This is a genomic window from Couchioplanes azureus, from assembly GCF_014648355.1.
Lineage (GTDB): Bacteria > Actinomycetota > Actinomycetes > Mycobacteriales > Micromonosporaceae > Actinoplanes > Actinoplanes azureus.
The window spans coordinates 262,696-289,355 of sequence record NZ_BMQY01000006.1 but is presented as its reverse complement, the minus strand read 5'-3'; the positions used below and the strand labels follow the sequence as shown (position 1 = coordinate 289,355).

The 26,660-nt window shown below is 71.3% G+C and carries 23 protein-coding genes and 1 pseudogene; 16 read left to right on the top strand and 8 right to left on the bottom strand.

What is annotated here, in order from left to right; all coding sequences use genetic code 11:
- Positions 1–42: 42 nt before the first annotated feature.
- Positions 43–2,067: a HelD family protein gene (locus tag IEY99_RS22895; RefSeq protein WP_189206079.1), complete on the bottom strand. Its 2,025-nt coding sequence runs from the start codon at positions 2,065–2,067 to the stop codon at positions 43–45.
- Between the two features lie 249 nt (positions 2,068–2,316).
- Between IEY99_RS22895 and IEY99_RS22890 the strand changes: the two genes are divergently transcribed.
- Positions 2,317–3,171: a menaquinone biosynthetic enzyme MqnA/MqnD family protein gene (locus IEY99_RS22890; RefSeq protein WP_189206078.1), complete on the top strand. Its 855-nt coding sequence runs from the start codon at positions 2,317–2,319 to the stop codon at positions 3,169–3,171.
- A gap of 4 nt (positions 3,172–3,175) precedes the next feature.
- On the opposite strand, the gene IEY99_RS22885 is transcribed toward IEY99_RS22890, so the two are convergent.
- Positions 3,176–4,141, bottom strand: a complete 966-nt coding sequence (locus IEY99_RS22885; RefSeq protein ID WP_189206077.1) for an alpha-hydroxy-acid oxidizing protein — start codon at positions 4,139–4,141, stop codon at positions 3,176–3,178.
- 2 nt (positions 4,142–4,143) lie between these two features.
- On the bottom strand, positions 4,144–5,097 hold the full coding sequence (locus tag IEY99_RS22880) for an aldo/keto reductase (RefSeq protein ID WP_229799113.1): 954 nt from the start codon (positions 5,095–5,097) through the stop codon (positions 4,144–4,146).
- A gap of 231 nt (positions 5,098–5,328) precedes the next feature.
- Between IEY99_RS22880 and IEY99_RS22875 the strand changes: the two genes are divergently transcribed.
- Both IEY99_RS22875 and IEY99_RS22870 read left to right on the top strand, forming a co-directional pair.
- Positions 5,329–6,927, top strand: coding sequence for a glycoside hydrolase family 64 protein (locus IEY99_RS22875; protein WP_189206076.1), 1,599 nt, complete (start codon positions 5,329–5,331; stop codon positions 6,925–6,927).
- A 310-nt stretch (positions 6,928–7,237) separates the two neighbouring features.
- Positions 7,238–7,540, top strand: a complete 303-nt coding sequence (locus IEY99_RS22870) for a hypothetical protein (protein ID WP_189206075.1) — start codon at positions 7,238–7,240, stop codon at positions 7,538–7,540.
- Positions 7,541–7,749: 209 nt separating this feature from the next.
- Here IEY99_RS22870 and IEY99_RS22865 read toward each other — a convergent pair whose 3' ends face one another.
- Complete coding sequence (locus tag IEY99_RS22865; RefSeq protein WP_229799111.1) at positions 7,750–8,091, bottom strand: DUF2087 domain-containing protein; 342 nt, start codon at positions 8,089–8,091, stop codon at positions 7,750–7,752.
- Positions 8,092–8,255: 164 nt separating this feature from the next.
- Between IEY99_RS22865 and IEY99_RS22860 the strand changes: the two genes are divergently transcribed.
- Positions 8,256–8,546: a hypothetical protein gene (locus IEY99_RS22860; protein WP_189206074.1), complete on the top strand. Its 291-nt coding sequence runs from the start codon at positions 8,256–8,258 to the stop codon at positions 8,544–8,546.
- An 8-nt stretch (positions 8,547–8,554) separates the two neighbouring features.
- Here the strand turns inward: IEY99_RS22860 and IEY99_RS22855 are convergent.
- The 4 genes and pseudogenes from IEY99_RS22855 to IEY99_RS22840 form a co-directional block, all read right to left on the bottom strand.
- Positions 8,555–9,367 (bottom strand): annotated as a pseudogene (locus IEY99_RS22855) (IS5 family transposase).
- 67 nt (positions 9,368–9,434) lie between these two features.
- Positions 9,435–10,265: an SWIM zinc finger family protein gene (locus tag IEY99_RS22850; RefSeq protein WP_189206073.1), complete on the bottom strand. Its 831-nt coding sequence runs from the start codon at positions 10,263–10,265 to the stop codon at positions 9,435–9,437.
- A gap of 1 nt (position 10,266) precedes the next feature.
- Positions 10,267–13,314: a DEAD/DEAH box helicase gene (locus tag IEY99_RS22845; RefSeq protein WP_189206072.1), complete on the bottom strand. Its 3,048-nt coding sequence runs from the start codon at positions 13,312–13,314 to the stop codon at positions 10,267–10,269.
- A gap of 55 nt (positions 13,315–13,369) precedes the next feature.
- Complete coding sequence (locus tag IEY99_RS22840) at positions 13,370–13,750, bottom strand: VOC family protein (RefSeq protein ID WP_189206071.1); 381 nt, start codon at positions 13,748–13,750, stop codon at positions 13,370–13,372.
- A 71-nt stretch (positions 13,751–13,821) separates the two neighbouring features.
- On the opposite strand from IEY99_RS22840, the gene IEY99_RS22835 reads away from it, so the two are divergent.
- The 12 genes from IEY99_RS22835 (at position 13,822) to IEY99_RS22780 (ending at position 26,660) form a co-directional block, all read left to right on the top strand.
- Positions 13,822–14,562 carry a TetR/AcrR family transcriptional regulator C-terminal domain-containing protein gene (locus IEY99_RS22835; RefSeq protein WP_189206070.1) on the top strand — a complete coding sequence of 247 codons (741 nt, stop codon included), beginning with the start codon at positions 13,822–13,824 and terminating at the stop codon, positions 14,560–14,562.
- Between the two features lie 46 nt (positions 14,563–14,608).
- Complete coding sequence (gene mqnC / locus IEY99_RS22830; RefSeq protein WP_189206069.1) at positions 14,609–15,844, top strand: cyclic dehypoxanthinyl futalosine synthase; 1,236 nt, start codon at positions 14,609–14,611, stop codon at positions 15,842–15,844.
- Between the two features lie 330 nt (positions 15,845–16,174).
- Positions 16,175–16,870, top strand: a complete 696-nt coding sequence (locus IEY99_RS22825) for a demethylmenaquinone methyltransferase (RefSeq protein WP_189206068.1) — start codon at positions 16,175–16,177, stop codon at positions 16,868–16,870.
- Between the two features lie 78 nt (positions 16,871–16,948).
- The gene (locus tag IEY99_RS22820; RefSeq protein ID WP_189206067.1) at positions 16,949–17,242 is read left to right on the top strand and encodes a hypothetical protein; all 294 of its coding nucleotides are present in this window, start codon (positions 16,949–16,951) and stop codon (positions 17,240–17,242) included.
- 98 nt (positions 17,243–17,340) lie between these two features.
- Positions 17,341–18,621 carry a geranylgeranyl reductase family protein gene (locus tag IEY99_RS22815; RefSeq protein ID WP_189206066.1) on the top strand — a complete coding sequence of 427 codons (1,281 nt, stop codon included), beginning with the start codon at positions 17,341–17,343 and terminating at the stop codon, positions 18,619–18,621.
- Between the two features lie 79 nt (positions 18,622–18,700).
- Positions 18,701–19,066, top strand: coding sequence for an NADH-quinone oxidoreductase subunit A (locus IEY99_RS22810; RefSeq protein ID WP_189206065.1), 366 nt, complete (start codon positions 18,701–18,703; stop codon positions 19,064–19,066).
- A gap of 2 nt (positions 19,067–19,068) precedes the next feature.
- On the top strand, positions 19,069–19,740 hold the full coding sequence (locus tag IEY99_RS22805) for a NuoB/complex I 20 kDa subunit family protein (protein ID WP_189206064.1): 672 nt from the start codon (positions 19,069–19,071) through the stop codon (positions 19,738–19,740).
- Positions 19,737–20,465 (top strand): NADH-quinone oxidoreductase subunit C, encoded by a 729-nt coding sequence (locus tag IEY99_RS22800; RefSeq protein WP_189206063.1) that lies wholly within the window; start codon positions 19,737–19,739, stop codon positions 20,463–20,465. The genes IEY99_RS22805 and IEY99_RS22800 overlap by 4 nt, the downstream gene beginning before the upstream one ends.
- A complete protein-coding gene (locus IEY99_RS22795) occupies positions 20,462–21,787 on the top strand; it encodes an NADH-quinone oxidoreductase subunit D (RefSeq protein ID WP_189206062.1) in 1,326 nt (441 codons plus the stop codon). Before IEY99_RS22800 ends, IEY99_RS22795 begins: the two co-directional genes overlap by 4 nt.
- Complete coding sequence (gene nuoE, locus IEY99_RS22790; protein ID WP_189206061.1) at positions 21,788–22,876, top strand: NADH-quinone oxidoreductase subunit NuoE; 1,089 nt, start codon at positions 21,788–21,790, stop codon at positions 22,874–22,876. It abuts the gene before it with no gap.
- Positions 22,873–24,189 (top strand): NADH-quinone oxidoreductase subunit NuoF, encoded by a 1,317-nt coding sequence (nuoF, locus tag IEY99_RS22785; RefSeq protein ID WP_189206060.1) that lies wholly within the window; start codon positions 22,873–22,875, stop codon positions 24,187–24,189. The genes nuoE and nuoF overlap by 4 nt, the downstream gene beginning before the upstream one ends.
- On the top strand, positions 24,189–26,660 hold the full coding sequence (locus IEY99_RS22780) for an NADH-quinone oxidoreductase subunit G (protein ID WP_189206059.1): 2,472 nt from the start codon (positions 24,189–24,191) through the stop codon (positions 26,658–26,660). The genes nuoF and IEY99_RS22780 overlap by 1 nt, the downstream gene beginning before the upstream one ends.

Below are 26,660 nucleotides of genomic sequence, written 5' to 3'. Positions count from 1 at the left end.
AGTACGTGGCCGCTGAGTCGGAAGTTCAACCGAACCATCACGTCAGGCGGAAAGCGGCTCCGGCAGGGGTGCCGAGTGGACCACCGAGAGCCGGGACACCGCCCGGGTCAGCACCACGTAGAGCCGGTGCAGGCCGCGTGGCTCCGCGGCGACGATCTCCGCGGGCTCGACGACGATCACGTGGTCGTACTCGAGGCCCTTGACGATCGTGGCCGGCACGACCGTGACGCGCGCCTCGGAGTCGACGTCGCCGGGCGTCGCGGACGTCAGCCCCGCCGCGGCGAGGTGGCCGCGCAGCCGGTCCACCGCGGCGTCCGCCGCGATGACCGCGACCGAGCCCTCGTGCTCCAGCGCCGCGGTCACCTCGACCAGCGTCGCGGCGTCCAGTTCGGCGGGGTCGGCGAGGCCCACGACGGTGAGGTCGCCGTCGCGGCGCAGCGACACGGCCTCCGGCACGTCCACCCCCAGCGCCGGGAGCAGCCGGTTGGCGAGGGCCACCACCGCCGAAGGTACGCGGAAGCCGACGGTCAGCGGCACCACGGCGGCGTCCGGCTTGCCCAGGTGCGTGAGCGTGTCCTGCCACCGGGCGGCCGCCCACGGCGCGGTGCCCTGGGCGAGGTCGCCGAGCAGCGTGACGGAGCCGTGCTCGCTGCGCCGCGCGATGGCCCGGGCCTGCATGGGCGAGAGGTCCTGCGCCTCGTCGACCACCACGTGCCCGAAGCTGGCCTGGCGCTCCAGCAGCCCGGCGGCCTCGTCGAGCAGCAGCAGGTCGGCGGCGCTCAACCGGGCGGACCTCGGGGTCTTCGGCGCCCTGGGCCAGAGCAGCGCGGCCTGCTCGTCCGCGGTGAGGATGCCCTCGCCGGCGGACGCCAGCAGCTCCGCGTCGGTGAGCAGCCCGACGACCAGCGCTTCCGGGGTGACCGCGGGCCAGGCCGCGTCGAGGAACTCCCGGACCGGCGCCACCTTCGCCATCCGGCGCAGCCAGCCCTCGCCGGGCGAGTTGCCGGTGCGGTATTCCGACTGCCGTTGCAGCAGAGCGACCACCCGGGCGCGGACCCGCTCCCGGCCCACCGCGTACGGCAGACCCTCCCGCCGCGCCTCGTCGACGATGCGGCGCAGCGGCTCGGCGTCGATGCGCCACCGGTACGAGCCGTCCGACACCATGATCGGCTCGGTGGGCTTGGCCAGCCTGCTCCACAGGGCCCGGCGCAGCACCTCGGCGATGCGCACGTCATGCTTCAGCAGGGCGGCGGCGTCGCTGTCGGAACCCTTCACGGGTACCCGCGCCACCAGGTCGTCCACCGTGGACTGCTGCACCTCGACCTCGCCCAAGGCCGGCAGGACCGCCGAGATGTACGCGAGGAACGCGGCGTTCGGGCCGACGATCAGCACTCCGGAGCGCCGCAGACGTTCGCGGTGCACGTACAGCAGGTAGGCGGCCCGGTGCAGGCCGACCGCCGTCTTTCCGGTGCCCGGGGCGCCCTGGACGCAGATCGAGTCCTCCAGGTCGGCCCGGACCAGCTCGTCCTGCTCGGGCTGGATGGTGGCCACGATGTCGCGCATCGGCCCGACGCGCGGCCGCTCGATCTCGGCGGTCAGGATCCGGCTGCTGGTGCCGAGCTCCTCGCCCCGGTCCAGGTGCTCGTCCTCGAAGCTGGTCAGCTCCCCCTTGACGAACCCGAACCGGCGGCGCGTCGAGACCCCTCGCGGGTCGCGCACGCTGGCCCGGTAGAACGACTGCGACAGCGGGGCCCGCCAGTCGAGCACCATGGGCTCCCCGGCGTCGTCGGTGACGTGCCGGCGCCCGATGTGGTACGCGGTGTCCTGGACGTCGAGCTTGCCGAAGAACAGCGGGGTGGTCGGGTCGTCGGCCAGCTCGGCGACCCGGCGGGACAGGGCTCGCCCGAGCGTCTCGGCCGCGAACGAGTCGCCGGCGACGTCCGCGGAGGAGGAGTAGAGCGACTCGGCCCGGCCGCGCATCCGGCGCAGGGCCTCCCGCGACGCGGCGAGGTGCCGCCGCTCCGCGGCCAGGTCGTCGTCGAGGTCGGTGTGGGCAGGCAGCGTCATCCGAGGAACCTTTCGGCGTCGGTGTCTGTGGTTCGGCTGACCTGGGCCGCCCGGCGCTCCGGCAGGGTGCGGTGTCGGCAGTGCCCGGTTGAGAATGCGCGCGGTCCCCGCGGGCGGCCCACCAGAGTACGCCCCGCCGCTGCTGGCGACGACCGGATTTCCGCTCCGTGGCCCCGCCGGACGTGAGATAGCTCCCTCCCGCCCGCGGGACAGGCGTCGCCGGATGAATGCCGGAGATAGCGTCGGTGCATGAGCGACGACGCAGTGCGGCGGCCCCGGGTCGGGCACATCCAGTTCCTCAACTGCCTGCCCCTCTACTGGGGCCTGATGCGCTCCGGCGCGCTGCTCGACGTCGACCTGCAGAAGGACACCCCGGACCGGCTCAACGCCGCGCTCGTCGCCGGTGACCTCGACATCGGCCCGATCTCGCTCGTGGAATACCTGCGGCACGCCGACGAGCTGCTGCTGCTGCCGGACCTCGCGGTCGGCAGCGACGGCCCGGTGCTCTCCGTACACCTCGTCTCGACCCGGCCCCTCGCCGAGCTGGACGGCCGTCCGGTCGCGCTCGGCTCGACCTCGCGCACCGGCGTCCTGCTGGCGCAGATGCTGCTCTCCGAGCGGTACGGCGCGGATCCCGAGTACTTCCGCTGCCCGCCGGAGCTCAACCAGATGCTCCTGGAGGCCGACGCCGCCGTGATCATCGGTGACCCGGCGCTGCGTGCGCTCTACGAGGCGCCCGCGCGGGGACTCGAGGTGACCGATCTGGCCCAGGCCTGGAAGGAGTGGACGGGCCTGCCGATGGTCTTCGCGGTCTGGGCGGTCCGCAAGGACTTCGCCGCCGCCCAGCCGGGCGTGGTCAAGGAGGTGCACGAGGCGTTCCTGCGCTCCCGCGACCTCTGCCTCGGCGAGCTGGACGAGGTCGCGGAGGCGGCCGCCCGCTGGGAGCCGTTCGACGCCGCCACCCTGGCCACCTACTTCCGGGCGCTCGACTTCTCCCTGGGGGAGCGGCAGATCGCAGGGGTACGTGAGTTCGCCCGCCGCGCCGCCGAGCGCGGCGAGGTGCCGCCGCTGACGGACGACGGGCCGATCTTCGCCGAGGTGTAGCCCTTCACCGGGCTACCAGCACCGAGGCGTTGATGTCGGCGACGGTGGCCAGCCCGGCCTGCGCCATGGTGTCCGCGAGGCTCTCGCGGCAGGCGTCCAGCAGGTCCCGTACGCCCTGGGCGCCGTCCGTGGCGAGCGCCCACAGCACCGGCCGCCCGAGCAGGACGGCCCGTGCGCCCAGCGCCAGCGCGGTCAGCACGTCGGCGCCGTCGCGGATGCCGCCGTCGACCAGCACCGGAATCCGGGCGCCGACCGCCTCGACGACCGGCCTCAGCGCGTGTGCGGAGGAGACGGCCCGATCGAGCTGGCGGCCGCCGTGGTTGGAGACGATCACCCCGGCCGCGCCGGCCGCCACCGCAGCGAGCGCGTCCGCGGGCCGCAGAACTCCCTTGACCAGTACCGGAAGACCGGAGATCCCGGCCAGCCAGGCGATGGCGTCGACCCCGAGCGCCGGATCCTGCCGCCACTCGGGCGGCCTGTTCCCGGGCGCGGCGGCGCCGGCTTCGGGGATCGCTGACCGGTGCACGTAAGGTGCGTCGGCGGTGAGCACGACGGCCCGCGCACCCCGGTCGGCGGCATCGCGCACCTGCGCCTCGGTCAGCGACCGGTCCCGCAGCACGTACGCCTGGAACCACCACCGGTCCGACTCGACGGGCACCCCGGCCCGGGCCGAGTGCACCAGCACCGACCCGGCGGCGGCGACGCCCCGGGCGGTCGCCACCTCGCCCTCGGGATGCGCGAGCGTGTGCAGCGCCGTCGGCCCGGCGAGGACGGGGGCGGCGAGGGTGGTGCCGAACAGGCTGATCTCGGTGCTGACCCGCGAGACGTCCTGGAAGAGGCGGGGCAGGAACCGCCAGTCACGCCACGCGGCGGTGGCCTCGTCGCGGCTGATGCCCGCGCCGGCGCCGCCGCGGTAGTACTCGAACACGGCCGGCGGCAGGACGGCCCGCGCCCGCTCCTCCAGGTCCATCCTCAGCCGAGGATCTCGTCGAGGGCGGCGACGTCCTCCACGGTGAGTTGCCAGGCGCCGGCCGCGGCGTTGGCGCGTACCTGCTCGGGCGTGGTCGCGCCGGCGATCACACTGGTCACCGCCGGGCGCGCGGCGAGGCCGGCGATGGCCACGTCGAGCAGGGAGTGGCCGCGCTCCTTGCCGTACGCGGTCAGCGCCTCGATCGTGTCCCAGTCGGCGCCGTCGAGCCACCGCCGGTAGCGCTCGAGGGAGAGCCGGGTGCCCTCCGGCGGCTGCTGTCCGCGCTGGTACTTGCCGCTGAGCAGGCCGCTGTCGAGGGGGAAGAACGGCAGCAGCCCGAGCCCGAACCGCTCGCAGGCGGGCACGACCTCGGCCTCCACCTCCCGGTGCAGCAGGCTGTACTGGTTCTGCGCGCTGACGAAGGGCGTCCAGCCGGCGGTCCGCGCGGTCCAGTCGGCGTCGGCGATCTGCCAGCCGGCGAAGTTGGAGTTGCCCAGGTAGCGCACCTTGCCGCCGCGTACCAGGTCGTCGAGCGCCGACAGCGTCTCGTCGATCGGCGTGGCCTCGTCGGGCTCGTGCAGCTGGTAGAGGTCGATGTAGTCGGTGCCGAGCCGGCGCAGCGACGCCTCGACGGCCCGCACGATGTATCGCCGCGAGCCCCGGGCGCCCCGGTCGTTGCCGTTGAGCCCCTCCATGTCCATGCCGAACTTGGTGGCGAGCACGATCTCGTCCCGGCGGCCCTTGAGCGCGGCGCCGAGACACTCCTCGGAGCTGCCGTGCGGGGTGCCGTAGATGTCGGCGGTGTCGAAGAGGGTGATCCCGGCGTCGAAGGCCGCGTCGACGACGGCCCGGGTCCCGTCCAGGTCGAGCTTGCGGCCGAAGTTGTTGCAGCCGATGCCGACGACGGAGACGACCAGCCCGGAGGTGCCGAGGCGGCGGTAGCTCATCTCGCTCATGCCTCGACCCTATGCCGTCGATCTCCGCGGGCGCCTGCCGCGCGGCCACTGTCCGGCAAGCGGCTGTCACATCACTGGTCATCTATTGACACAAGATGTTAACCATTCGATGCTGTGAGAGCGCTCTCTAGTGTGCTGTCCCTCCTCTTCACCGGCTCCCCACCGTCGCCCTTCGTCCCCTTCTTCCCGCTTCGTCCCGCGTAGTTGCCGCTTCGTCCCCGAGGAGTCACCGTGCGTACCAAGAGAAAGCTGGTGCAGGCGCTCTCCGCCCTGGTTCTGGCCGCGCCCGCGGCCGTCTCGGCCGCCGCGCCGGCGCATGCCGTCGGTCCCGCCCTGCTGCCCGTCACGATCACGAACAACACCGGCCGCGGCGAGGCCGTCCACCTGTACGTCATCGGCATCAACCTGGCGACCAACCGCCTCGGGTACGTCACCAAGAGCGGCGCCTTCAACCCCTGGCCGGCCGGGCACATCCCGCCGTCGCCGGCGCCGGACGTCTCTATCGCCGGCCCCGGCAACGGCGGCGCGACAACCGTCCAGTTCCCGCGCGGCTTCTCGGGACGCGTCTACTTCTCCCTCGGCGAGAAGCTGAAGTTCTTCCTGACCCCGGACGGCCTGGTGCAGCCGGCGCCCTGGGCCGCCGGCGACCCGAACCGGAACATCCTGTTCGACTGGAGCGAGTTCACCTACAACGACGCCGGGCTGTGGCTGAACAGCTCCCAGGTGGACATGTTCGCCGTACCGCACGCCGTCACGGTCACCGGCGCGAACGGCGTGACGGCGAAGACGGGCGAGCCGGTCAGCAACGGCCGCAACGCCGTGATCAACGCCATCAAGGCGCAGCCGGCCTGGGCGAACACGGTGTACACCCGGCCCGACGGCACGGTGCTGCGGGTGCTCGCACCGGGCAAGGCCGCGCAGGCGGGGCTGATGGACGCCAACTATCTCGACCCGTACATCGCGTGGGCGTGGAACGCGTACGCCACCAGGACGCTGACGGTCGTGCCGTTCGCGGACCAGCCGAACACCAGATACTTCGGGCGTACCTCCGGGAGCGTCATGACGTTCACCAACTCGGCGGGTCAGCGGGTGGCCTCGTTCACCAAGCCGTCGACGGCCTCGGTCTGGGGCTGCGACGGCGACCTGCCGGCACCGAACGACCTGGTGGTGGGCCCGATCTCCCGCACCCTGTGCGCCGCCCTCAACCGCGGCACCCTGGGCACGATCGACACGCAGCCGAGCACGAACGCCGCGCAGTTCTACCAGAACAGCCCGACGAACCAGTACGCCAAGATCATTCACCAGCACATGGCGGACGGCCGGGCGTACGCGTTCGCCTTCGACGACGTCGGCGCCTTCGAATCGCTGGTGCACCACGGCGACCCCCGTACGGCCGGCCTGATCCTCACCCCGTTCGGCGCGGGCGGCCCCAGCCCGGCCCCGCCGCCCGGCGCGGTCGCGGTGGTCAGCGACTGGCACGGCAAGTGCATCGACGTCCCCAGCGGCACCTTCGTCGACGGCGCGCCGCTGCAGGCGTGGACCTGCAACGGTTCCGGCGCCCAGAAGTGGACCTTCACCGGCGGCACCCTGCAGGCGGGCGGCAAATGCATGGACGTGGCGGGCGGTTCCACCGCGAACGGCGCGGCCGTGCAGCTCTACACCTGTAACGGTACGGGCGCCCAGCAGTTCGTCCTGTCCGCGGCGGGTGACCTGGTCAACCCGCAGGCGAACAAGTGCGTCGACATCAAGGACTGGAACTCCGGCGACGGGGCCCGCCTGCAACTGTGGGAGTGCGCCGGCACGGCGAACCAGAAGTGGCACAAGGGGTGAGGCATCACCGGCGGTCCCGCGTCGCGGCGCGGGACCGCCGCCTGTGCCCACCCCCCACCATCCACTGTGCTGAGACGCGGCCCGATAGCTTGCCGAAGTGCAATATTTGCTGTGCTGCGTCAGATTTCGGGTCCTCCGGGTGTAATGCAGCATCCACTGTGCAGAGTTGTGGATGCCTGGCCCCGCGCCACTCGGCTCGACTCGCCGCGCTGACGTCCCATGACGGCCTTCCGGCGTTCACCAACCGGACATATGGGGTAAAAATTCCTCACCCGACGAGCGCTTCGCTCGTCCGCTGGAAGGGAACCCCATGCGCATTCGAATGGCTCTCGCCCTGGCCGCCGCCGGCACCGCCGCCGCGATGTCCTTCGCCCCGTTCGCCCTGGCCGACGTCAACGTCGGCAGCGTCGACGTCGGCAACGTCGACGTCACGGTGACCGACATCGCGTCCGGCAACACGTTCTCCGTGCTGCAGAACGTATCGGTGCAGCAGGCGGCCCAGGTCTGCCAGGTGGACGTCGACGTGGTGACCGCAACCCTGCTGAACGGCCAGAGCGCCAAGTGCAATAGCAAGACGAACAACCACCAGAAGGCGTGGATCAAGAAGCACTGAGCTCGGCCGCGTCCACTACGGACGGCGCGGTGGCCGGCGTCCCGGTTTCGCGTCTCATCAGGCGGAGCCCGGACGCATGTCCATTGAGGACACCCGAGCACTGTGTCCCGGTGGGCGGGCTCGAGCCCCTCAGTCCAGCCCACCGCGGACCACGGTATGCCGGCCGGCATACCGTGACTGCGCCTTCACCGGGCAGGCCGGCGTCGGGCTCAGTGCAGCCCGATGGCGTTCATGTACCTCTCGGCGTCGCCAGGGGAGGGCAGCACGTCGAGGCTGCGCGCATAGACCCCGCCGGTTCGGAAGAGCAGCTGATGGTCGATCAGGTATCGGCGCATCGCGACGTGGTCCACGCCGCTGTCCTCGCACCAGCGCTGCAGAATCGCGTTCACCGCGGCCTCGTCGTAGGTCGCGGCCTCTTCGAACGAGTTCTCGACGATATGGGCGAGCACGGCGTGACGTCGGGTCCGCTTGGACGGTAGTTGCCGCAACCGGTCACCGCGGATGAACGGCGCGAGCCCCAAGCGCTGCGGGTTTTCCTCGGAGGCTTCCACCGGACGGATCGTATGCCGGCGGTCTTCGCCGGGCGACCGAGTATTCGCTCGGCGGCCGGCGGACCGTGCCCGGGCTAAGAGATCAGTTCAGAATGAGGTGGCGCGTGGGCGTCCAGGCGGAATTGCCGGTGCGTCCGAGCCTGGGATGCCGGCATGCTGGGGCGATGACGTGGGATGAGCAGGTGCCGGGCTTGCGTAAGGCGCTGTGTGATGCGGCTGTTGAGGAGCTCGGGTGGGACCCGGTGACGGCTCGGCAGCTTGCCGATGTGGCCATCCGCCGCTGGCGCAGCTTCGAGCGCCGCAGCAAGCCCAACAAGCGCACGAACGAGCTGCGGCTTCAGGATCTGTTGCAGGGACTGCGGCAGGGCTCGCCTATTGATGTCAACTACCTGGAACCGGGCGACTTCGAGCGGCTGACGCCGCGCTTCGGTGAGCTGTTGAGCCGCCTGTCGTAGCAGACAGTTCAGAGCTGGGACAGCAGTCGACGGAGGCAGATGTGGAGCAGGCGAGGCTGAGCATGGCTTGGTGGGTGTCGGCGCGGCGTTCGTAGCGGAGGCGTTTGAAGGCGTGGAGCCAGGCGAAGGTGCGTTCAACGACCCAGCGTGTGGTGCCGAGCCCGGAGCCGTGCGCGGTGCTGCGCCGGGCGATGATCGGAGTGATGCCGCGCTGGCGCAGTAGCCGCCGGTACTTGTCGTGGTCGTAGCCGCGATCGGCGTAGACCCGCCGCGGGCGGCGCAGCGGTCGGCCGACCAGGCCGCGGATCGGCGGGATGGCCTCGACCAGCGGCAGCAGTTGGGTGACGTGCCGGCGGCATCGGTGATCAGGTGATGCTTGCTGCCGGGCCGACTCCGGTCGACTGGGCTGGGACCGGTGTGGTTCCCCCTTTCAGCGCCCGGAGATGGGAGGAGCCGACCACGGCATGGGCCAGGTCGAGCCGGCCGGCGGCGCGCAACTCGGCCAGCAGCCGCTCGTGCAGCCGCTGCCAGACGCCGGCGGCGTGCCACTCCGTCAGCAGCCGCTCGTGCAGCCGCTGCCAGACGCCGGCGGCGTGCCACTCCGTCAGCCGCCGCCAGCAGGTAGCGCCGGAGGCCCCGAATGCCGCGGTGGGCAGGTCGTTGAACGCGACGCCGGTGCGCATCACGAACAGGATGCCCTCCAACGCTGCCCGGTAGTCGGTGCGTCGGCGGCCCGGGTAGCGGAACCTGCGGGGTGGCGGCGCCGGCAGCAAGGGCTCCAGCCGTGCCCACAGCTCGTCGGTCAGGATCCGGCCGGCCATGCATCTCAGCGTCGAACCGCTAGCCGGACATACGCGGACAGCTCGTCCGTTCTTTCTGAACTGATCTCTAAGCAGGCGGGTCGGCCAGGTCTCGGTAGGCCGGGCGGAGCACGTCGGTCAGGGGTATGTGGCGGACCCGGATCGGTGGGGGATCCAGGACCCGGAGCAGGAGTTCGGGGGGTGCGCTGCGGCGGGCGGGCCGTTCGCGGAGGCGGCTCAGGGATGTGGCCGGCGTGTAGAAGTCGGTGAGGCGGCTTTCCAGCGGCGTCTCGTCGACGGCGAGCGGGTCGGCGGTGCCCTCGGCCGGCTCGGGGAGGCCTCGGAGGGCGGCCAGGACGTCGTCCCGGTTGCGGCCGCGCCACGCGAGGACGAGGAACGGGTCGTCGTCGAAGGCCTCGGCCAGGACGTAGAGGATCGCCGACACGTGCTTGCAGGGCACGCCCCAGTCGGGACAGGTGCAGCGCATGTCCAGAGCGGAGGGAAAGAGCGGCATGTCGATCTCGCCGAAGAGGTCGACGATCTCGTGCGGCATCTCTCCCGCGAGTAGTGCGGCACGATAGAGCGCCCGGGCGCCGAGTGCCTGCAAGGCCAGCGTCCACTGTGCCTCGCCGAAGGCGGGAATCGTGATGGTCACCCGGTACGGGTCGGGCCGGGAGCCTTGCACGCGGCCGGCCACCACCCCCGGGGTGAGCTCGAAGTCGATGACCTGGCCCTTGCGGGCGTACGAGCGCCCACGGGCGAGGCGGCCGGAGTCGCAGGTGCGTTCCAGGATGTCGACGAAGCGGCGGGACCACCATTGCTCGCCGATCTTGCCTCGCTTGGCGCGCACGGCGATGCCACCGTCGACGCGGATCGGCCCGCTCGTGTCGAACCAGCGCCCCTCGGGATCCACCGGCATGTCAGCTCACCGCCACCGGGTCGAGGGCGAACAGCTCGCGGAGCTGATCGGTGGAGAGGTCGGTGACCCAGTCCTCACCCGTGCCCACCACTGTGGAGGCCAGCGCCTTCTTGCGCTCGATCATGGCGTCGATCTTCTCCTCCAGCGTTCCCGCGCAGATGAACTTCCGCACCTGCACGTTGCGCGACTGTCCGATGCGGAACGCGCGGTCGGTGGCCTGGTCCTCCACCGCCGGGTTCCACCACCGGTCCACGTGGATGACGTGGTTGGCGGCCGTCAGGTTGAGGCCCGTGCCGGCCGCCTTCAGGGAGAGCAGGAACAGCATCGGCTCCGCATCCGACTGGAACCGCTCGACCAGCTCGTCCCGCTTCGTCTTCGACAGTCCACCGTGGAGCCACAGCACCGGCCGGTCGAGATGGGCGGCCAGGTACGGCTGGAGCATCGCGCCGAACTCGGCATACTGCGTGAAGACGAGCGCCTTGTCGCCCTCGTCGACGATCTCCTCGGTCAGCTCCTCGAGGCGGGCGAGCTTGCCGGACCGGCCCGGCAGCCGGGAGCCGTCCTTGAGGAGATGGGCGGGGTGGTTGCACACCTGCTTCAGCTTGGTCATCGCGGCGATCACGTTGCCGCGCCGCTGGATCCCCTCGCTGCCCTCGATCACCGCCATCATGTCCTCGACCACGGCCTGGTAGAGCGTGGCCTGCTCGGCGGTGAGGGTGCACCAGACCTTCATCTCGTTCTTCTCCGGCAGGTCGGAGATGATCGACTTGTCGGTCTTGAGGCGGCGCAGCACGAAGGGGCCGGTCGCTCGCTTGAGTGCCGCGGTGGCGTCGGCGTCACCGCGCACCTCGATCGGCTCCTGGAATCGCTTACGGAAGCGTTTCGCCGGCCCGAGCAGCCCGGGATTCGCAAACTCCATGATGGACCATAGCTCGGCGAGATGGTTCTCCACCGGGGTTCCGGTCAGGGCGAGCCGCGTGCGTGCCGGAATCGCGCGCACCGCCTGCGCCTGGCGGGTGCCGCTGTTCTTGATGGCTTGGGCCTCGTCGCACACCACCCGTCCCCAATGGACAGAGCGCAGGGCGCCGAGGTCGCGCAGGGCCGTGCCGTATGTCGTGATGACGACGTCCGCCTCGCGTACCGCGGCCAGGAACTCGTCATCGCGCTTCCGCGTGCCGCCATGATGCACCTGCACCCGCAGCCGGGGGGCGAAGCGTGCCGCTTCCTTCTGCCAGTTGCTCACCAGTGACATCGGACAGATGAGCAGCGTCGGCGCGGGAGCGGGTCCCTCGGCTCGCTCGGTCAGCAGCAACGACAGGGTCTGGGCGGTCTTGCCCAGGCCCATGTCGTCCGCCAGGATGCCGCCGAGCCCCAGCCGCGCCAGGAAGAACAGCCAGGACAGGCCGCGCTCCTGATATGGCCGCAGCACTCCCTGGAAATCCGCGGGCGTGCGAATCGGCGTCAGCCGCTGGGCCGCATCCCCGGAGATGAGGTCGCCGAGCCGTCCGTCGGCGTCCACGTCGACGAGCGGCAGATCCTCGTCGCCCCCGTCGGCCACCTGCTGGAGCACCTCGCCGACGGTCAGCTCGCCCTCGCGCCGGCGGCTCACCGCCTTCAGCGCCGCCTTGAGCTGCCGCTCGTCGAGCTCGACCCACTGGCCGCGCACCCGCACGAGCGGAACCTTCAGCCGGGCCAGCTCGGCCACCTCCTCGGCGCTGACCGTGCCCTCCCCGATGACCAGGTCGATCCGGAAGTCGACCAGCTCGTCGAGCCCGAACCCGGAGTCGGCGGCGCCCCGCCCCTTCGGTGACGTGCTCTTGGTGCGGGTGGTCAGCTTGAGCCCCACCGCCTTGCGCCCGGCCCAGGCCGGCAGCTGCACGCCGAAGCCGGCCGCCTGCAGCAGCGGCGCGGCCTGCCGGAGGAACTCGTGTGCCTCCGTCGTGCTGAGCGTCATGCCCTGCGGCTGCGCCTCGAGCAGCGCCTCGTGCAGCGCGGGGAAGAGCCGGACCGCGCGGCCCAGGCCGGCGAGCAGGGTCTCGTCGGCCCGGCCGGCCAGGCCCGGCATGCGGCCGCCGGACCACAGCTCCTCCGCGGGCAGATAGAGGCTGGGATCGTCGGCCGACTGCAGGGCGAACCCGAGCGCCCAGTCGTCCTCGCCCGGCGCCGGCTCGACCAGCCGGAAGCTGACGCGGACCGGCCCGTTCGCGTCGTGTGCGGCGCGGAGCCACGCCTCCAGCGGGCGGCTCAGCTCGGCCGCGTCGGCGGCACCGGCTCCGGGCAGCGTGGCGTCGGGCGCGGTGAGGGCGGCGATCCACCGGTCGGCAAGCGGAGCCTTGAGCCCGGGCCGGGCCCCGAGCAGCAGTCTCTCGGGCAACAGCGTGCGCGCCGCGGCGTCGAGCAGGGCATCGAGCGCGTCCCGGAGGGTGCGCGCCGCACCCGCCTCCGCCCCCGGCGGCGCCGAGGCGCGGCAGACCGGGGGCATCGCCTCCGCGAACTCCCGGAAGGCCGCGGCGTCGGCGCCGGTCAGCACCGGCCGCCAGCGAGCGGCGGGCACACCCGCCTCGACCGCGAGCTGGGGCAGCATGCGGCCGCGGCGGGCGAGGTCGCAGGCCTGCCCGGCGAGCAGGCAGAGGTAGCGCAGAGACGCGGCCGCCGTCCACGGTGCATCGGGATCGGGCTCGGTGAGCGCGCCGAGCGCGGTGAGGGCCTGCTCGCCCGGCAACACCAGCGCCGGGGTCTCCCAGAGCGCGAGGCGCAGCCCCCGGGGCGGCGCCTCGCTGCCGGTCTCCGGTGAGGGCAGCGGACCCTTGGACGTGCCGGGCAGCCGCAGGGCCACCACGGACTCGCCGGCCTTGGCGAGGGCGTCGCGGACGTCGTCGGAGGAGCCGGCCAGCGCCGCCGCCAGGGCCGCCGCGGAAGCGGCGAACGGATGCGGCCGGCGGCGTGCGCGGGAGCTTGCGGTCAGAGGGAGGGTGGGATCCTCCGCCCAGAGGGCCAGCCGCCCCGGCGCGGATTCACCGGCGACCCAGACGCCATGTACGACGAGCACTGCGACTCCGATTCCGATCGACCCCGTCGAGATTATCGACCGAGGCGTCCGGGGCTCACGGCGTGGTCCACTCGACCAGCTCGTAGACGATGCCGTTCGGATCCGTGACCATGAACAGCCGCTCGCCCCAGGGCTCCTCCCTCGGCTGCAGGGTGATCGGCGCGCCCTCGGCCCGGAGGCGCTCGTGCTCGGCCGCGAGGTCGTCGACCACGAACGCGACGATCGTGCCGCCGGCGCGGCGGTCCCGCAGCTCCTCGGGCAGGACCTCCAGGCCGCGACGCAGGAAGATCACGTCCATCGCGGCGTCGTCGCGGCCGAGGGAGGCGAAGCCGTCGGCGGACATCCGCTCGGTGAAGCCGAAGTGGGTGGCGAGAAACTGGCTGGAGGCGGGGACGTCGTCGACGGTGAGTGCGACGGCGGACGAAGAGATGCGCATGGTGCCTCCCGGCGGCCCGCGTTTTCTGGACACCGTATAAGATACAACGTACAAGAAAGGGGTGCCACTCCGTGGCGGAGGCGCGACGCACGATCGACCTGCTGTGGTTCGAGGAGCCGCAGAGCCGGCGCGGGCGCCGGAAGGGGCTGTCGCTGCCCCAGGTCGTCGACGCGGCCATCGCGCTCGCCGACGCCGAGGGGCTCGGCGCGGTCAGCATGCGGCGGGTCGCCCAGGAGCTCGGCGTGGTGCCGATGACGCTCTACACCTACGTACCCGACAAAGCGGCCCTTCTTGATCTCATGCTGGACGCGCTCTACCTGCGGATGCCGCGTGCGCGGGAGGAAGCGGCGGGCTGGCGCGAGCGGGTCTTGGCGGTGGCGGCGGAGAACCGGCGGCTCTACGACGACCATCCGTGGGCCGCGGAGATCTCGGCGAGCCGGCCCCCGCTCGGACCGGGCCTCATGGCGAAGTACGAGCACGAGCTCGGCGCCTTCCACGGGTCCGGGCTCAGCGAGGTGGAGACCGACTCGGCGCTGACCTTCCTGCTGGGATTCGTGCAGCACTCGGCCCGGGCCGCGGCCGAGGCACGGGCGGTCGCCGAGCGTACCGATCAGACCGACGCGCAGTGGTGGGAGGAGAGCGGCCCGCTGCTGGAGAAGGTGTTCGACCGCCATCGCTACCCGCTCGCCGTGCAGGTGGGTGAGGCGGCGGGGGCCGAGCTGGGCGCGGCCTTCAACGCCGAGCACGCCTATGCCTTCGGGCTGGCCCGGGTGCTCGACGGACTGGCGGCGCTCATCGAATCCAAGCAGTGACCCTCGCCGCTGACTCCGGATTGCGGGGGGACGTAGTCTTCGAGGCGTGACGGTGAACGCGGAGATCGACAGCATTCTGCAGCGGGGTGCCGACGGCGGGCGGATCACGCCCGACGAGGCCCTGCTGCTCTACACCGACGCGCCCTTCCATGCCCTGGGCGAGGCGGCGGACGCCGTCCGGCGGCGGCGCTTCCCCGACGGCATCGTCACGTACCTGATCGATCGCAACATCAACTACACCAACGTCTGCGTCACCGCGTGCAAGTTCTGCGCCTTCTACCGGGCGCCGAAGCACAAGGAGGGCTGGTCGCACCCGATGGAGGAGATCCTGCACCGGTGCGGCGAGGCGGTCGAGCTCGGCGCGACCCAGGTGATGTTGCAGGGCGGGCACCACCCCGACTACGGCGTCGAGTACTACGAGAACCTCTTCGCCTCGGTCAAGGCGGCCTACCCGCAGCTCGCCATCCACTCCATCGGGCCGAGCGAGATCCTGCACATGGCGAAGGTCTCCGGCGTCTCCATCGAGGAGGCCGTCGTGCGGATCAAGGCGGCGGGGCTGGACTCGATCGCCGGCGCCGGGGCGGAGATGCTGCCCGAGCGACCGCGCACGGCGATCGCCCCGCTCAAGGAGTCCGGCGCGCGCTGGCTGGAGGTCATGGCGGTCGCCCACCGCAACGGGCTGAGCTCCACCGCGACCATGATGATGGGTACGGGCGAGACCAACGCCGAGCGCATCGAGCACATCCGGATGATCCGCGAGGTGCAGGACCTGGCCGTCGCCAACGGGTACGTGGACTCGCCGGTCGAGGCGGCCGGCGGCGTGGGCGGGTTCCGGGCGTTCATCCCGTGGACGTACCAGCCGGAGAACAACCACCTCAAGGGCCGCACCCAGGCGACCACGATGGAATACCTGAGGTTCATCGCGGTGTCCCGGCTCTTCTTCGACAACATCGCGCACCTGCAGGCCTCGTGGCTGACCACGGGCAAGGACGTCGGCCAGCTGTCGCTGCACCTCGGCGTCGACGACCTCGGCTCCATCATGCTCGAGGAGAACGTCATCTCCTCGGCGGGTGCCCGGCACCGGTCGAACCTGCACGAGCTGATCTGGATGATCCGTACGGCGGGCCGCATCCCCGCCCAGCGCGACACCCTCTACCGCCACCTGGCCGTGCACCGCACGGAGGCGGACGACCCCACCGACGAGCGGGTCGTCTCGCACTACTCGTCCATCGCGATGCCCGAGGGCGGCCGCAAGAACCTCCCGCTGGTCGACGCCGGCTGACCGCCGGGTGTTGAGGGGTGTCGATGGGCCGTACGGCAGGCCCGGTCGGCCGATCGGTCAGGTGCGGGTCAGTGGACCGGAGAGGTGCGGATTGCTCCTCGGTAACGAGCTCCGCGTGTCTCTGTGCCGACGGCGTTCGCGCTGGTTACGGTGCCTTGCGTAACACCCGGTAGCACCAGCAACACCCAAGCGTCGCCGAGGCATCTGACCGCCGGCGGTGGGTTCGGACCCGACCGATGGCGGTCGTATATATAACGCACAAGGAGCGGGCGGGATGGGCGACCATCCCGCCCGCTCTGTGTGCCGCCGGATGCGGCAGAGTAGGCAAGCGTGACGCGCGCAGACCTGGACAAGCAGCCCCACGAGGTCGCCGAGATGTTCGACGGCGTGGCCGAGCGGTACGACCTCACCAACACCGTGCTCTCCTTCGGCCAGGACCGCGGCTGGCGCCGGGCGACCCGTGCCGCGCTCGGCCTGCGGCCGGGGGAACGGGTGCTGGACGTCGGCGCCGGCACCGGCGTGTCGACCGAGGAGCTGAGCCGTTCGGGGGCCTTCGCGGTCGGTGCCGACCTCTCGACCGGCATGCTGCGGGCGGGGCGCCGGGTGCGCCCGGGCGTTCCGCTGGTCGCCGGGGACGCGCTGCGGCTGCCGTTCGCCGACGAGGCCTTCGACGCCGTCACCATCTCCTTCGCCCTGCGCAACGTCGTCGACACCGACGCGGCGCTGCGCGAGCTGGCGAGGGTCGTGCGGCCGGGCGGCCGCCTGGTGGTGTGCGAGTTCAGCAGCCCGACGAACGCCGCCTTCCGTACGGTCTACATGTCGTACCTGATGCGCAGCCTCCCGGCGGTGGCGCGCGGGGTCTCCAGCAACCCCGACGCGTACGTGTATCTCGCCGAGTCGATCCGGGCCTGGCCGGACCAGGCGGCGCTGGCGGCCCGCATCGCCGGGGCCGGCCCGTGGGACCGGGTCGCCTGGCGCAATCTCAGCGGCGGCATCGTCGCGCTGCACCGAGCCACCAAAAGCTAGGCGGTAGCGGAAAACCTGGGATGGGCTAAAAACCGTCGTTCGCCCGATTTCACCCTGTCGTGGGTGTTAGCTCGGCCTATGACGACTATCGACCTCTTCGTCGACGACTCGGACATCGACGTCGCGATCGACGACCGGGACGAGGGTGAGCGGCGGGCCCTGGAGCTGGCGCACCGCATCCGGGTGGTGGCCGCCCGGGATCCCGGGCAGGCGCAGCGGCTGGTGGATGAGCTGATCGTGCAACTGGACCGGGTCCTGGGCGGTACGTTTCGGGAATACCTGGACGGGGTTACGCGAGAGGTCGCGGACCGGGCGCTCCGTGCGGCGGGCAGCGAAAGTTCGGCGGATTTTCCCTCGCCGGCAAATAGTTAGGGTTCCCTAACCCTAATCCGCTTCAATGCCCGTCCTAGACTCCGGACTGGGCTGGCTTGTGAACCATTTCACGAGCCCGCGCGAGACGGAGGTGAGCCGTGAACGGGAGCGTCGCCGACGAGGCGGACGTGATCGTGGTCGGGGCCGGGCCGGGTGGATCCGCGGCGGCCTACCACATGGCCAGGCACGGGTTGAGGGTACTGCTGCTCGAAAAGACCCAGTTCCCGCGGGAGAAGGTTTGTGGCGACGGCCTCACTCCGCGGGCGGTGCGGCAGCTCGTGCGCATGGGCGTCGACACGTCCGAGAAGGCCGGCTGGTTGCACAACCGGGGGCTGCGGGTGATCGGCGGCGGCGTGCGCCTCGAACTCGACTGGCCGGACCTCGCCAGCTTCCCCAACTACGGGCTGGTGCGCACCCGGCTCGACTTCGACGACATGCTGGCGCAGCGGGCCGTCGAGGCCGGTGCCCTGCTGCGCACCGGCGTCACGGTCACCGGTCCGGTGCTGGACGCCGACGGCCGCGCCATCGGTGTGGAGGCCAGGTCCGGGCCCGCCAAGGAGCCCGTTCAGTTTCGCGCCCCGCTGGTGATCGCGGCGGACGGCGTGTCCGGCAAGCTGCCGCTCGCGATGGGCCTCGCCAAACGCGACGACCGGCCGATCGGCGTCGCCGTCCGGCGCTACTACCACTCGCCGGTCCGCGCCGACGACGACTATCTGGAGTCGTGGCTGGAGCTGCGCAGCGCCCAGGACCGCGACCGGCTGCTGCCCGGCTACGGCTGGATCTTCGGCCTCGGCGACGGCCGGGTCAATGTCGGCCTCGGCATCCTCAACTCGTCCAGCGCGTTCGGCAAGACGAACTACCGGGCGATGCTCACCGACTGGCTCGGCACGACCCCGGAGGACTGGGGGATGCGCGGCGAGGAGAACGCCGACGGGCCGATCCTCGGCGCCGCCCTGCCCATGGGCTTCAACCGGGTGCCGCACTACACGCGGGGCATGATGCTGGTCGGCGACTCGGGCGGCATGGTCAACCCCATGAACGGCGAGGGCATCGCGTACGCGATGGAGTCCGGCGAACTGGCCGCCGAGGTCGCCGTCCAGGCGCTCGCCCGCGCCGCCGGCCCCGACCGCGAGCGGGCCCTGCGGGCGTACCCGGCCGAGTTGAAGACCCGTTTCGGGGGGTACTACCGGCTGGGCGGGGTGTTCGTGAAGCTCATCGGCAACCCGCAGATCATGCGGATCGCGACCAAGCACGGCATGCCGCATCCGACCCTGATGCGCTTCGTGCTCAAGCTGCTCGCCAATCTGACGGATCCGCGGGACGGAGACGCGATGGACCGCATCATCAACGGTCTGACGAAGGTTGCACCTGCGGTATGAGTATTCGGGACACCCCGGTCGAGGCCCGGCGAATGCGCATTAATAGTGTGAAGCGGCTAACAGTCGAGCAGGAGAAGGCATGACGCTCAATCCTTACGTACCGATCGTCGGACTACTGGTCCTCGGTGCGCTCTTCGCCCTGTTCTCGGTGTCGATCGCCCCGATCGTGGGCCCCAAGCGCTACAACCGCGCCAAGCTGGACGCGTACGAGTGCGGCATCGAGCCGGCGCCCCAGCCCATCGGCGGTGGCCGCTTCCCGGTCAAGTTCTACCTGACCGCGATGCTCTTCATCGTCTTCGACATCGAGACCATCTTCCTGTACCCGTGGGCCGTGTCCTTCGAGGCGCTCGGCCTGTTCGGCTTCATCGAGATGGTCCTCTTCATCGTCACCGTCTTCATCGCCTACACGTACGTGTGGCGGCGTGGCGGCCTCAACTGGGACTGACTATGGGAATCGAAGAGAAACTCCCCAGCGGCATCCTGCTGACCTCGGTCGAGAAGCTTTCGAACTGGGCCCGCAAGTCGTCCTTCTGGGGCGCCACGTTCGGCCTCGCCTGCTGCGCCATCGAGATGATGGCCGCCGGCGGCCCGCACTACGACCTGGGCCGCTGGGGCATGGAGGTCTTCCGGGCCTCGCCCCGCCAGGCCGACCTGATGATCGTCGCGGGCCGGGTCAGCCAGAAGATGGCCCCCGTGGTCCGGCAGATCTACGACCAGATGCCGGAGCCCCGCTCGGTGATCTCGATGGGCGTGTGCGCCTCGTCCGGCGGCATGTTCAACAACTACGCGATCGTCCAGGGCGTCGACCACATCGTCCCGGTCGACATCTACCTGCCCGGCTGCCCGCCACGGCCGGAGATGCTCATCGACGCGATCCTCAAGATGCGCGAGAAGGTCATGGCCCAGCCCCTCGGCCCGAACGGCCGCAAGATGCTCGAAGCCCGCAAGCAGCGCGGCGACGTGCCCGTCGTGGCCCCCGGCGCGATGCCCTCTTCGTACCGGGTGGACAAGGCGCGGCGCGCCGAGTGGACCCAGGCCGTCAAGGAAGGCCGCGAGGAGCAGCTCCGCATCGAGAACTGGATGAAGCTTCAGCCGCACCTCCGGGAAGGTGGCAAGTGACCACGCACCCCTCGTCCCCGTCGTCCGACGGCGGCGTACCGGCGACCCAGCCGACCGGCGCGAACCTCGACGCCCCGGCGCAGACCCCGCCGAGCCCCGACAAGGGCATGTTCGGCGTCAAGGGCACCGGCGACGTCTCCGGTTTCGGCGGCCTCGCCCGGCGGCGTCCGACCACCGCAGACAGCCAGCGGCCGTTCGGTGGGTACTTCGACGAGGTCCACGACGCGCTCGAAGAGGCTTACCCCGCCTTCTCCGACGCGATCGAGAAGGTCGTGGTGGACCGCGGCGAGCTCACGCTGCACATCGCGCCGGAGCGGATCGCCGAGGTCTGCAAGATCATGCGCGATGACGAGTCGCTGCGGTTCGAGCTCTGCTCGTCCGTCGACGGTGTGGACTACCTGGGCAGCGACGAGCGCCGCTTCCACGTGGCCTACCAGCTGACGTCCATGACCTACCGGCGCCGGGTGCGCCTGGAGGCCGCCGTCGCCGAGGGTCAGGCCCTGCCCAGCGTCACCGCCGTCTACCCGACCGCCGACTGGCAGGAGCGGGAGATCTACGACATGTTCGGCGTCGTCTTCGACGGCCACCCCAACCTGACCCGGATCCTCATGCCGGACGACTGGGAGGGGCACCCGCAGCGCAAGGACTATCCGCTCGGCGGCGTTCCCGTCGAGTACAAGGGCGCCGAGATTCCGCCTCCTGACCAACGGAGGGTCTACCAATGACACAGTCCGGATACGCCACCGAACGAGAGACCAGCGAGGGCCGCGTCTTCACGGTCACGGGCGGCGACTGGAACACCGTCACCGACAGCATCGATCCGCTCAGCAACGAGAAGATCGTCGTCAACATGGGTCCGCAGCACCCGTCGACGCACGGTGTGCTGCGGCTGGTGCTCGAACTCGAAGGCGAGACGGTCACCGAGGCCCGGCCGGTCATCGGTTACCTGCACACCGGCATCGAGAAGAACCTCGAATACCGCAACTGGACCCAGGGCGTCACCTTCGTGACCCGCATGGACTACCTGTCCAACATGTTCAACGAGGCCGGATACTGCCTCGCGGTGGAGAAGCTGCTCGGCATCAGCGACCAGATCACCGAGCGGACGAACACGATCCGGGTCATGTTCATGGAGCTCCAGCGGATCGCCTCGCACCTGGTGTGGCTGGCCACCACGGGCATGGAGCTCGGCGCGATCTCGATGATGCTCTACGGCTTCCGGGAGCGGGAGTACATCCTCGACATCTTCGAGGAGACCTCCGGCCTGCGGATGAACAACGGCTACATCCGCCCGGGCGGCCTCGCTCAGGACCTGCCCGAGTCGGCGGTCAAGAAGATCCGCGAGTTCCTGGTGTACCTGCCCAAGAAGCTCAAGGAGTACGAGGACATGCTCTCCGGCCAGATCATCTGGCAGGAGCGCACCAAGGGCGTGGCCGTGCTGGACGTGACCGGGTGCCTGTCGCTGGGGATCACGGGCCCGGTGCTGCGCTCGGCCGGTCTCGCCTGGGATCTGCGCAAGACCATGCCGTACTGCGGGTACGAGACCTACGAGTTCGACGTCCCGACCGCGACGACGGGCGACGTGTGGGGCCGCTACCTGGTCCGGGTCGCGGAGATCCGCGAGTCGCTGAAGATCATCGAGCAGGCGCTCGACCGGCTGCGCCCGGGCCCGATCTACGTCGAGGACAAGAAGATCGCCTGGCCGTCGCAGCTCGCGCTCGGCGTCGACGGCCTCGGCAACTCGCTGGAGCACGTCGCCAAGATCATGGGTCAGTCGATGGAGTCGTTGATCCACCACTTCAAGCTCGTGACCGAGGGTTTCCGGGTGCCCCCGGGCCAGGTCTACGTCGCCATCGAGCACCCGCGGGGCGAGTTGGGCGTGCACGCGGTCTCCGACGGCGGCACGCATCCGTACCGGGTGCACTACCGCGACCCGAGCTTCGTGAACCTCCAGGCCATCCCCGCGATGGCCGAGGGCGCCCTGCTGGCCGACGTGATCGCCGGCGGCGCCTCCCTGGACCCCGTGATGGGTGGGTGTGACCGCTAAATGTCCGATACCACGGTGGACTTCTCCCCAGCCGCAGCCCCGCTAGCGGAAAGGTTGCTGGGACAGGCGCGCGAGATCATCGCGCGCTACCCGGCGGGCCGCGAGCGCTCCGCGCTGCTGCCGCTGCTGCACCTGGTGCAGACCGTCGAGGGGCACGTCAGCCCCGACGGCGTCGCCTTCTGCGCCGAGGTCCTGGGCATCAACAAGGCCCAGGTCGGCGCGGTGGCCACGTTCTACACCATGTACAAGCGCCGCCCGACCGGTGAATACCTGGTCAGCGTCTGCACCAACACGCTGTGCAACATGCTGGGCGGCCAGGAGATCTACGACGGCCTGACCGAGCACCTCGGCGTCGGCCACGACGAGACCACGGCCGACGGCAAGATCACCCTCGAACACGCCGAGTGCCTCGCGGCGTGCGACTACGCGCCGGTCGTGACGGTCAACTACGACTTCACGATCGACCAGGCCACACCCGAGGCGGCGGTCGGCATGGTGGAGAAGCTGCGCAACGGCGAGCGACCCACCCCGAGCCGCGGCGCACGGATCTGCTCGCTCAAGGAGATGCAGCTCCAGCTCGCCGGCTTCGCCGACGAGCGCGAGGGCGCGGTGGCCGACGGTCCCGCGGGCGCGCCGACGTTGCGCGGCGTGACCCTGGCCCAGCAACACGGCGTGGCGGTGCCGAACTTCAACATCGACACTCCGATCGCGACCACCAAGCCGGCCCGTGACGAGTCCGCCAGGGCCGTCAAGGACCCGGCGCCGGCGGGCGCGCCGGCGGCGAAGCCCGAGGGCAAGCTCGCGAGCGTGGCGAAGAAGGCGGCGGAGGCGGTCAAGTCCGCCGCGGCCGCCGTCGTCGACAAGGCCGAGCACGTGGTCGAGCATCGCAAGGCCGGCGCGCCGGTCGAGGCCGGCGACGTCAAGGACCCGGAGGTACGCACCGCGGAGGTGCGCAACCCGGACGCGTCCACGCCCACGCCGGACCCCGCGAAGGTCGAGGCGGCACAGGCGGGTCCGGCGGGCAACGCCCCGGCCGGTGACGGCAAGCCCGCCGGTGACGGCAAGCGCGGCACCAAGGAGAAGAAGTGACCCAGCCACGGCCTGAGGTGCTCCAGAAGCTCACCCCCGTCCTGACCAAGCGCTGGCTCTCGCCGGACGCCTGGAAGATCGAGACGTACGAGCGGCTCGACGGGTACGCCGCGGTCCGCAAGGCGCTGGACGTGCACCCCGACGACCTGATCCAGCTCGTCAAGGACTCCGGCCTGCGCGGCCGGGGCGGCGCGGGCTTCCCGACCGGTCTCAAGTGGGGCTTCATCCCGCAGGGCGACGGCAAGCCGCACTACCTCGTCATCAATGCCGACGAGGGGGAGCCCGGCACCTGCAAGGACCTCCCGCTGATGACGTACGACCCGCACTCGCTGATCGAGGGCGCGATCATCGCCGCCTACGCGATCCGCGCCAGCCGGGCGTACATCTACATCCGCGGCGAGGCCGTGCACGCCGCCCGCCGGCTGCGGCACGCGGTCAACGAGGCGTACGCCAAGGGCTACCTCGGCGAGAACATCCTCGGCTCCGGGTTCGACCTGGACCTGGTCGTGCACAGCGGCGCGGGCGCGTACATCTGCGGCGAGGAGACGGCGCTGCTCGACTCGCTCGAGGGCTTCCGCGGCCAGCCCCGGCTGCGCCCGCCGTTCCCCGCGGTCGCCGGCCTCTACGCCAGCCCGACCGTGGTCAACAACGTCGGGACCATCGCCAGCGTGCCGTACATCGTGTTGGGCGGGGCCGACTGGTGGAAGAGCATGGGCACGGAGAAGTCGTCCGGGCCGATGATCTACTCGCTCTCCGGCCGGATCGCCAACCCGGGACAGTACGAGTGCGGCCTCGGCATCACCCTGCGCGAGCTGATCGAGCTGGCGGGGGGCATGAAGCCCGGCCACAAGCTGAAGTTCTGGACGCCGGGCGGCTCCTCGACCCCGCTGCTCACGGCCGAGCACATCGACACCGCGATGGACTTCGAGGGCGTGGCGGCCGCGGGCTCGATCCTGGGCACGACGGCCATGCAGATCTTCTCCGACCAGGACTGCCCGGTGTACGCCACCTGGCGCTGGCTGGAGTTCTACCACCACGAGTCCTGCGGCAAGTGCACGCCGTGCCGCGAGGGCAACTACTGGATGGTGCGCACGTACCGCCGGATCCTCTCCGGCGAAGGCACCTACCAGGACCTGGACACCCTGCAGGACACCGCGGACAACATCTTCGGCCGCTCGTTCTGCGGCCTGGGCGACGGTGCGGCCACCCCGGTCATGTCCACGCTGAAGTACTTCCGCCAGGACTACCTGGACTACATCGAGGGCCGGACCGCCCCGCGGCTGTCCGCCAAGGCCCTGGTAGGAGCGCACTGATGACCGACGTAGCCAAGAAAGCGGACGAGGTCACGCTCACCGTCGACGGGGTCGAGGTGACCGCGGCCAAGGGCGAGCTGGTCATCCGGGTCGCCGAGCGGATGGGCATCGCGATCCCGCGGTTCTGCGACCACCCGCTGCTGGCCCCGGCCGGCGCCTGCCGGCAGTGCCTGGTCGAGGTGGAGGGCCAGCGCAAGCCGGTCGCCTCCTGCACCCAGACGGTCGCCGAGGGCATGGTGGTCAAGACCCAGCTCACCTCGCCGGTCGCCGCCAAGGCGCAGGGCGGCGTGATGGAGCTGCTGCTCGCCAACCACCCGCTCGACTGCCCGACCTGCGACAAGGGCGGCGAGTGCCCGCTGCAGAACCAGGCGATGACCAACGGCCGGTCGGACTCGCGGTTCCACGAGCACAAGCGCGAGTACGAGAAGCCGATCCACATCTCCAGCCAGGTGCTGCTGGACCGCGAGCGGTGCATCCTCTGCCAGCGCTGCACCCGGTTCTCCGAGGAGATCGCCGGGGACAAGTTCATCGACCTGATGGACCGCTCCTCGGGCGAGCAGATCAACGTCTACCGGGACGACTTCTTCGGCGGCCGGGGCACCGGCGACGGGCAGGTCGGCGAGGGCGAGGGCGACGTCGCCTTCAACTCGTACTTCTCCGGCAACACCATCCAGATCTGCCCGGTCGGCGCGCTCACCGGCGAGCAGTACCGGTTCCGGGCCCGCCCGTTCGACCTGGTCTCCACGCCGACGACGTGCGAGCACTGCGCGGCGGGCTGCGCCATGCGGGCCGACCACCGCCGCGGCAAGGTGCTGCGCCGCCTGGCCGGCGACGACCCGGCGGTCAACGAGGAGTGGAACTGCGACAAGGGCCGGTGGGGCTTCCGCTACACCACCGGCTACGACCGGATCACCACCCCGCTGGTGCGCGACGCCGCCACCGGCGAGCTCCGCGAGGCCTCCTGGTCCGAGGCGCTGCTGGCCGCGGCCGAGGGCCTGTCCGCCGCCAAGGGACGGGGCGTCGGTGTGCTCACCGGCGGCCGGCTCACGGTCGAGGACGCGTACGCCTACGCGAAGTTCGCCCGGGTGGCGCTGGGGACCAACGACATCGACTTCCGGGCGCGCCCGCTGTCCGCGGAGGAGGCCGACTTCCTGGCCGCCTCGGTCGCCGGCGTCACCGACGTCACCTACTCCGACGTCGAGAACGCGCCGTCGGCGGTCATCGTCGCCCTGGAACCCGAGGAGGAGTGCCCGATCCTCTTCCTCCGCCTGCGCAAGGGTCACGGGAAGAAGAAGCTGCGGGTCACGGCCGTCGCGCCGTTCCTGAGCCGGGGCTTGCAGAAGCTCGGCGCGACGCTGGTCACCGCCGTGCCCGGCGACGAGGCGCGGCTGCTCGGCAGCGACGCCACGGTGGCCGCCGCGCTGGCGTCGCCCGGCTCCCTGCTGATCGTGGGGGAGCGGCTGGCGAGCGTGCCCGGCGGCTTCTCCGCCGCGGCGGCGCTGGCCGCGCGCACCGGTGCCCGGCTGGCCTGGGTGCCGCGGCGCGCGGGTGACCGCGGCGCCGTCGACGCCGGCTGCCTGCCCAACCTGCTGCCCGGCGGCCGCCCGGTCACCGACGCGGCGGCCCGGGCCGAGCTCGCCACCGCCTGGGACGTCGAGTCCGGCGCGCTGCCCGGCACGGTCGGCCGCGACACGGACGCGATCGTCGCCGCGGCGGCGGACGGCACGCTCGGCGCCCTGCTGGTCGCCGGCGTGGACCCGGCCGACCTCGCGGACCCCCGCCTGGCCGAACAGGCCCTGGACGCGGTGCCGTTCCTGGTCAGCGTCGAGCTGCGGCAGAGCGCCGTCACCCGGCGCGCCGACGTGGTGCTGCCGGTCGCGCCGGCCGCCGAGAAGTCCGGCACCTTCATGGACTGGGAGGGGCGTCTGCGCACGTTCGGCACGGTGCTGCCGACCGGCGCGATGACCGACGGCCGGGTGCTGGAGGCCATCGCCGCGCTGATGGATGTCACGCTGGGGACGGGCGACGTCGCCGCGATCCGGCGCGAGCTGGGATCCATGCCGGCGAGCCGCTCGGAGCGCCCGGCGCTGCCCGCGGTCACCGCGGGCGAGACGCCGCGGCCCGCCGACGGCGAGGCGGTCCTCGCCACCTGGCACCACCTGATCGACCTCGGCACGCTGCTCGACGGCGACGAGGTGCTGGCCGGCACCGCTCGGACCCCGCTGGTGCGCCTCGGCAAGGACCTCGCCGGGTCGCTCGGCGTGGCCGACGGCGACGCCGTCACGGTCGCCACCGACCGGGGTGCGATCACGCTGCCGGCCGCGATCACGGACCTGCCCCCGCAGGTGGTGTGGCTGCCCACGAACTCGCCGGGCTCGACGCTGCGCCGCAGCCTCGGCGTCACCTCGGGAGCGGTGGTCCGGCTCAGCGCCGGCAAGCCGGGCCCGGTCCTCGCCCAAGGGGTGAACTAA

Excerpts from the sequence above, each read along its gene's own strand:
- IEY99_RS22895 (WP_189206079.1), bottom strand. The coding sequence starts at position 2,067 with ATGACGCTGCCTGCCCACACCGACCTCGACGACGACCTGGCCGCGGAG.
- IEY99_RS22890 (WP_189206078.1), top strand. The coding sequence starts at position 2,317 with ATGAGCGACGACGCAGTGCGGCGGCCCCGGGTCGGGCACATCCAGTTC.
- IEY99_RS22885 (WP_189206077.1), bottom strand. The coding sequence starts at position 4,141 with ATGGACCTGGAGGAGCGGGCGCGGGCCGTCCTGCCGCCGGCCGTGTTC.
- IEY99_RS22880 (WP_229799113.1), bottom strand. The coding sequence starts at position 5,097 with ATGAGCGAGATGAGCTACCGCCGCCTCGGCACCTCCGGGCTGGTCGTC.
- IEY99_RS22870 (WP_189206075.1), top strand. The coding sequence starts at position 7,238 with ATGCGCATTCGAATGGCTCTCGCCCTGGCCGCCGCCGGCACCGCCGCC.
- IEY99_RS22860 (WP_189206074.1), top strand. The coding sequence starts at position 8,256 with ATGACGTGGGATGAGCAGGTGCCGGGCTTGCGTAAGGCGCTGTGTGAT.
- IEY99_RS22850 (WP_189206073.1), bottom strand. The coding sequence starts at position 10,265 with ATGCCGGTGGATCCCGAGGGGCGCTGGTTCGACACGAGCGGGCCGATC.
- IEY99_RS22840 (WP_189206071.1), bottom strand. The coding sequence starts at position 13,750 with ATGCGCATCTCTTCGTCCGCCGTCGCACTCACCGTCGACGACGTCCCC.
- IEY99_RS22820 (WP_189206067.1), top strand. The coding sequence starts at position 16,949 with ATGACGACTATCGACCTCTTCGTCGACGACTCGGACATCGACGTCGCG.
- IEY99_RS22810 (WP_189206065.1), top strand. The coding sequence starts at position 18,701 with ATGACGCTCAATCCTTACGTACCGATCGTCGGACTACTGGTCCTCGGT.
- IEY99_RS22805 (WP_189206064.1), top strand. The coding sequence starts at position 19,069 with ATGGGAATCGAAGAGAAACTCCCCAGCGGCATCCTGCTGACCTCGGTC.
- IEY99_RS22795 (WP_189206062.1), top strand. The coding sequence starts at position 20,462 with ATGACACAGTCCGGATACGCCACCGAACGAGAGACCAGCGAGGGCCGC.
- nuoE (WP_189206061.1), top strand. The coding sequence starts at position 21,788 with ATGTCCGATACCACGGTGGACTTCTCCCCAGCCGCAGCCCCGCTAGCG.
- IEY99_RS22780 (WP_189206059.1), top strand. The coding sequence starts at position 24,189 with ATGACCGACGTAGCCAAGAAAGCGGACGAGGTCACGCTCACCGTCGAC.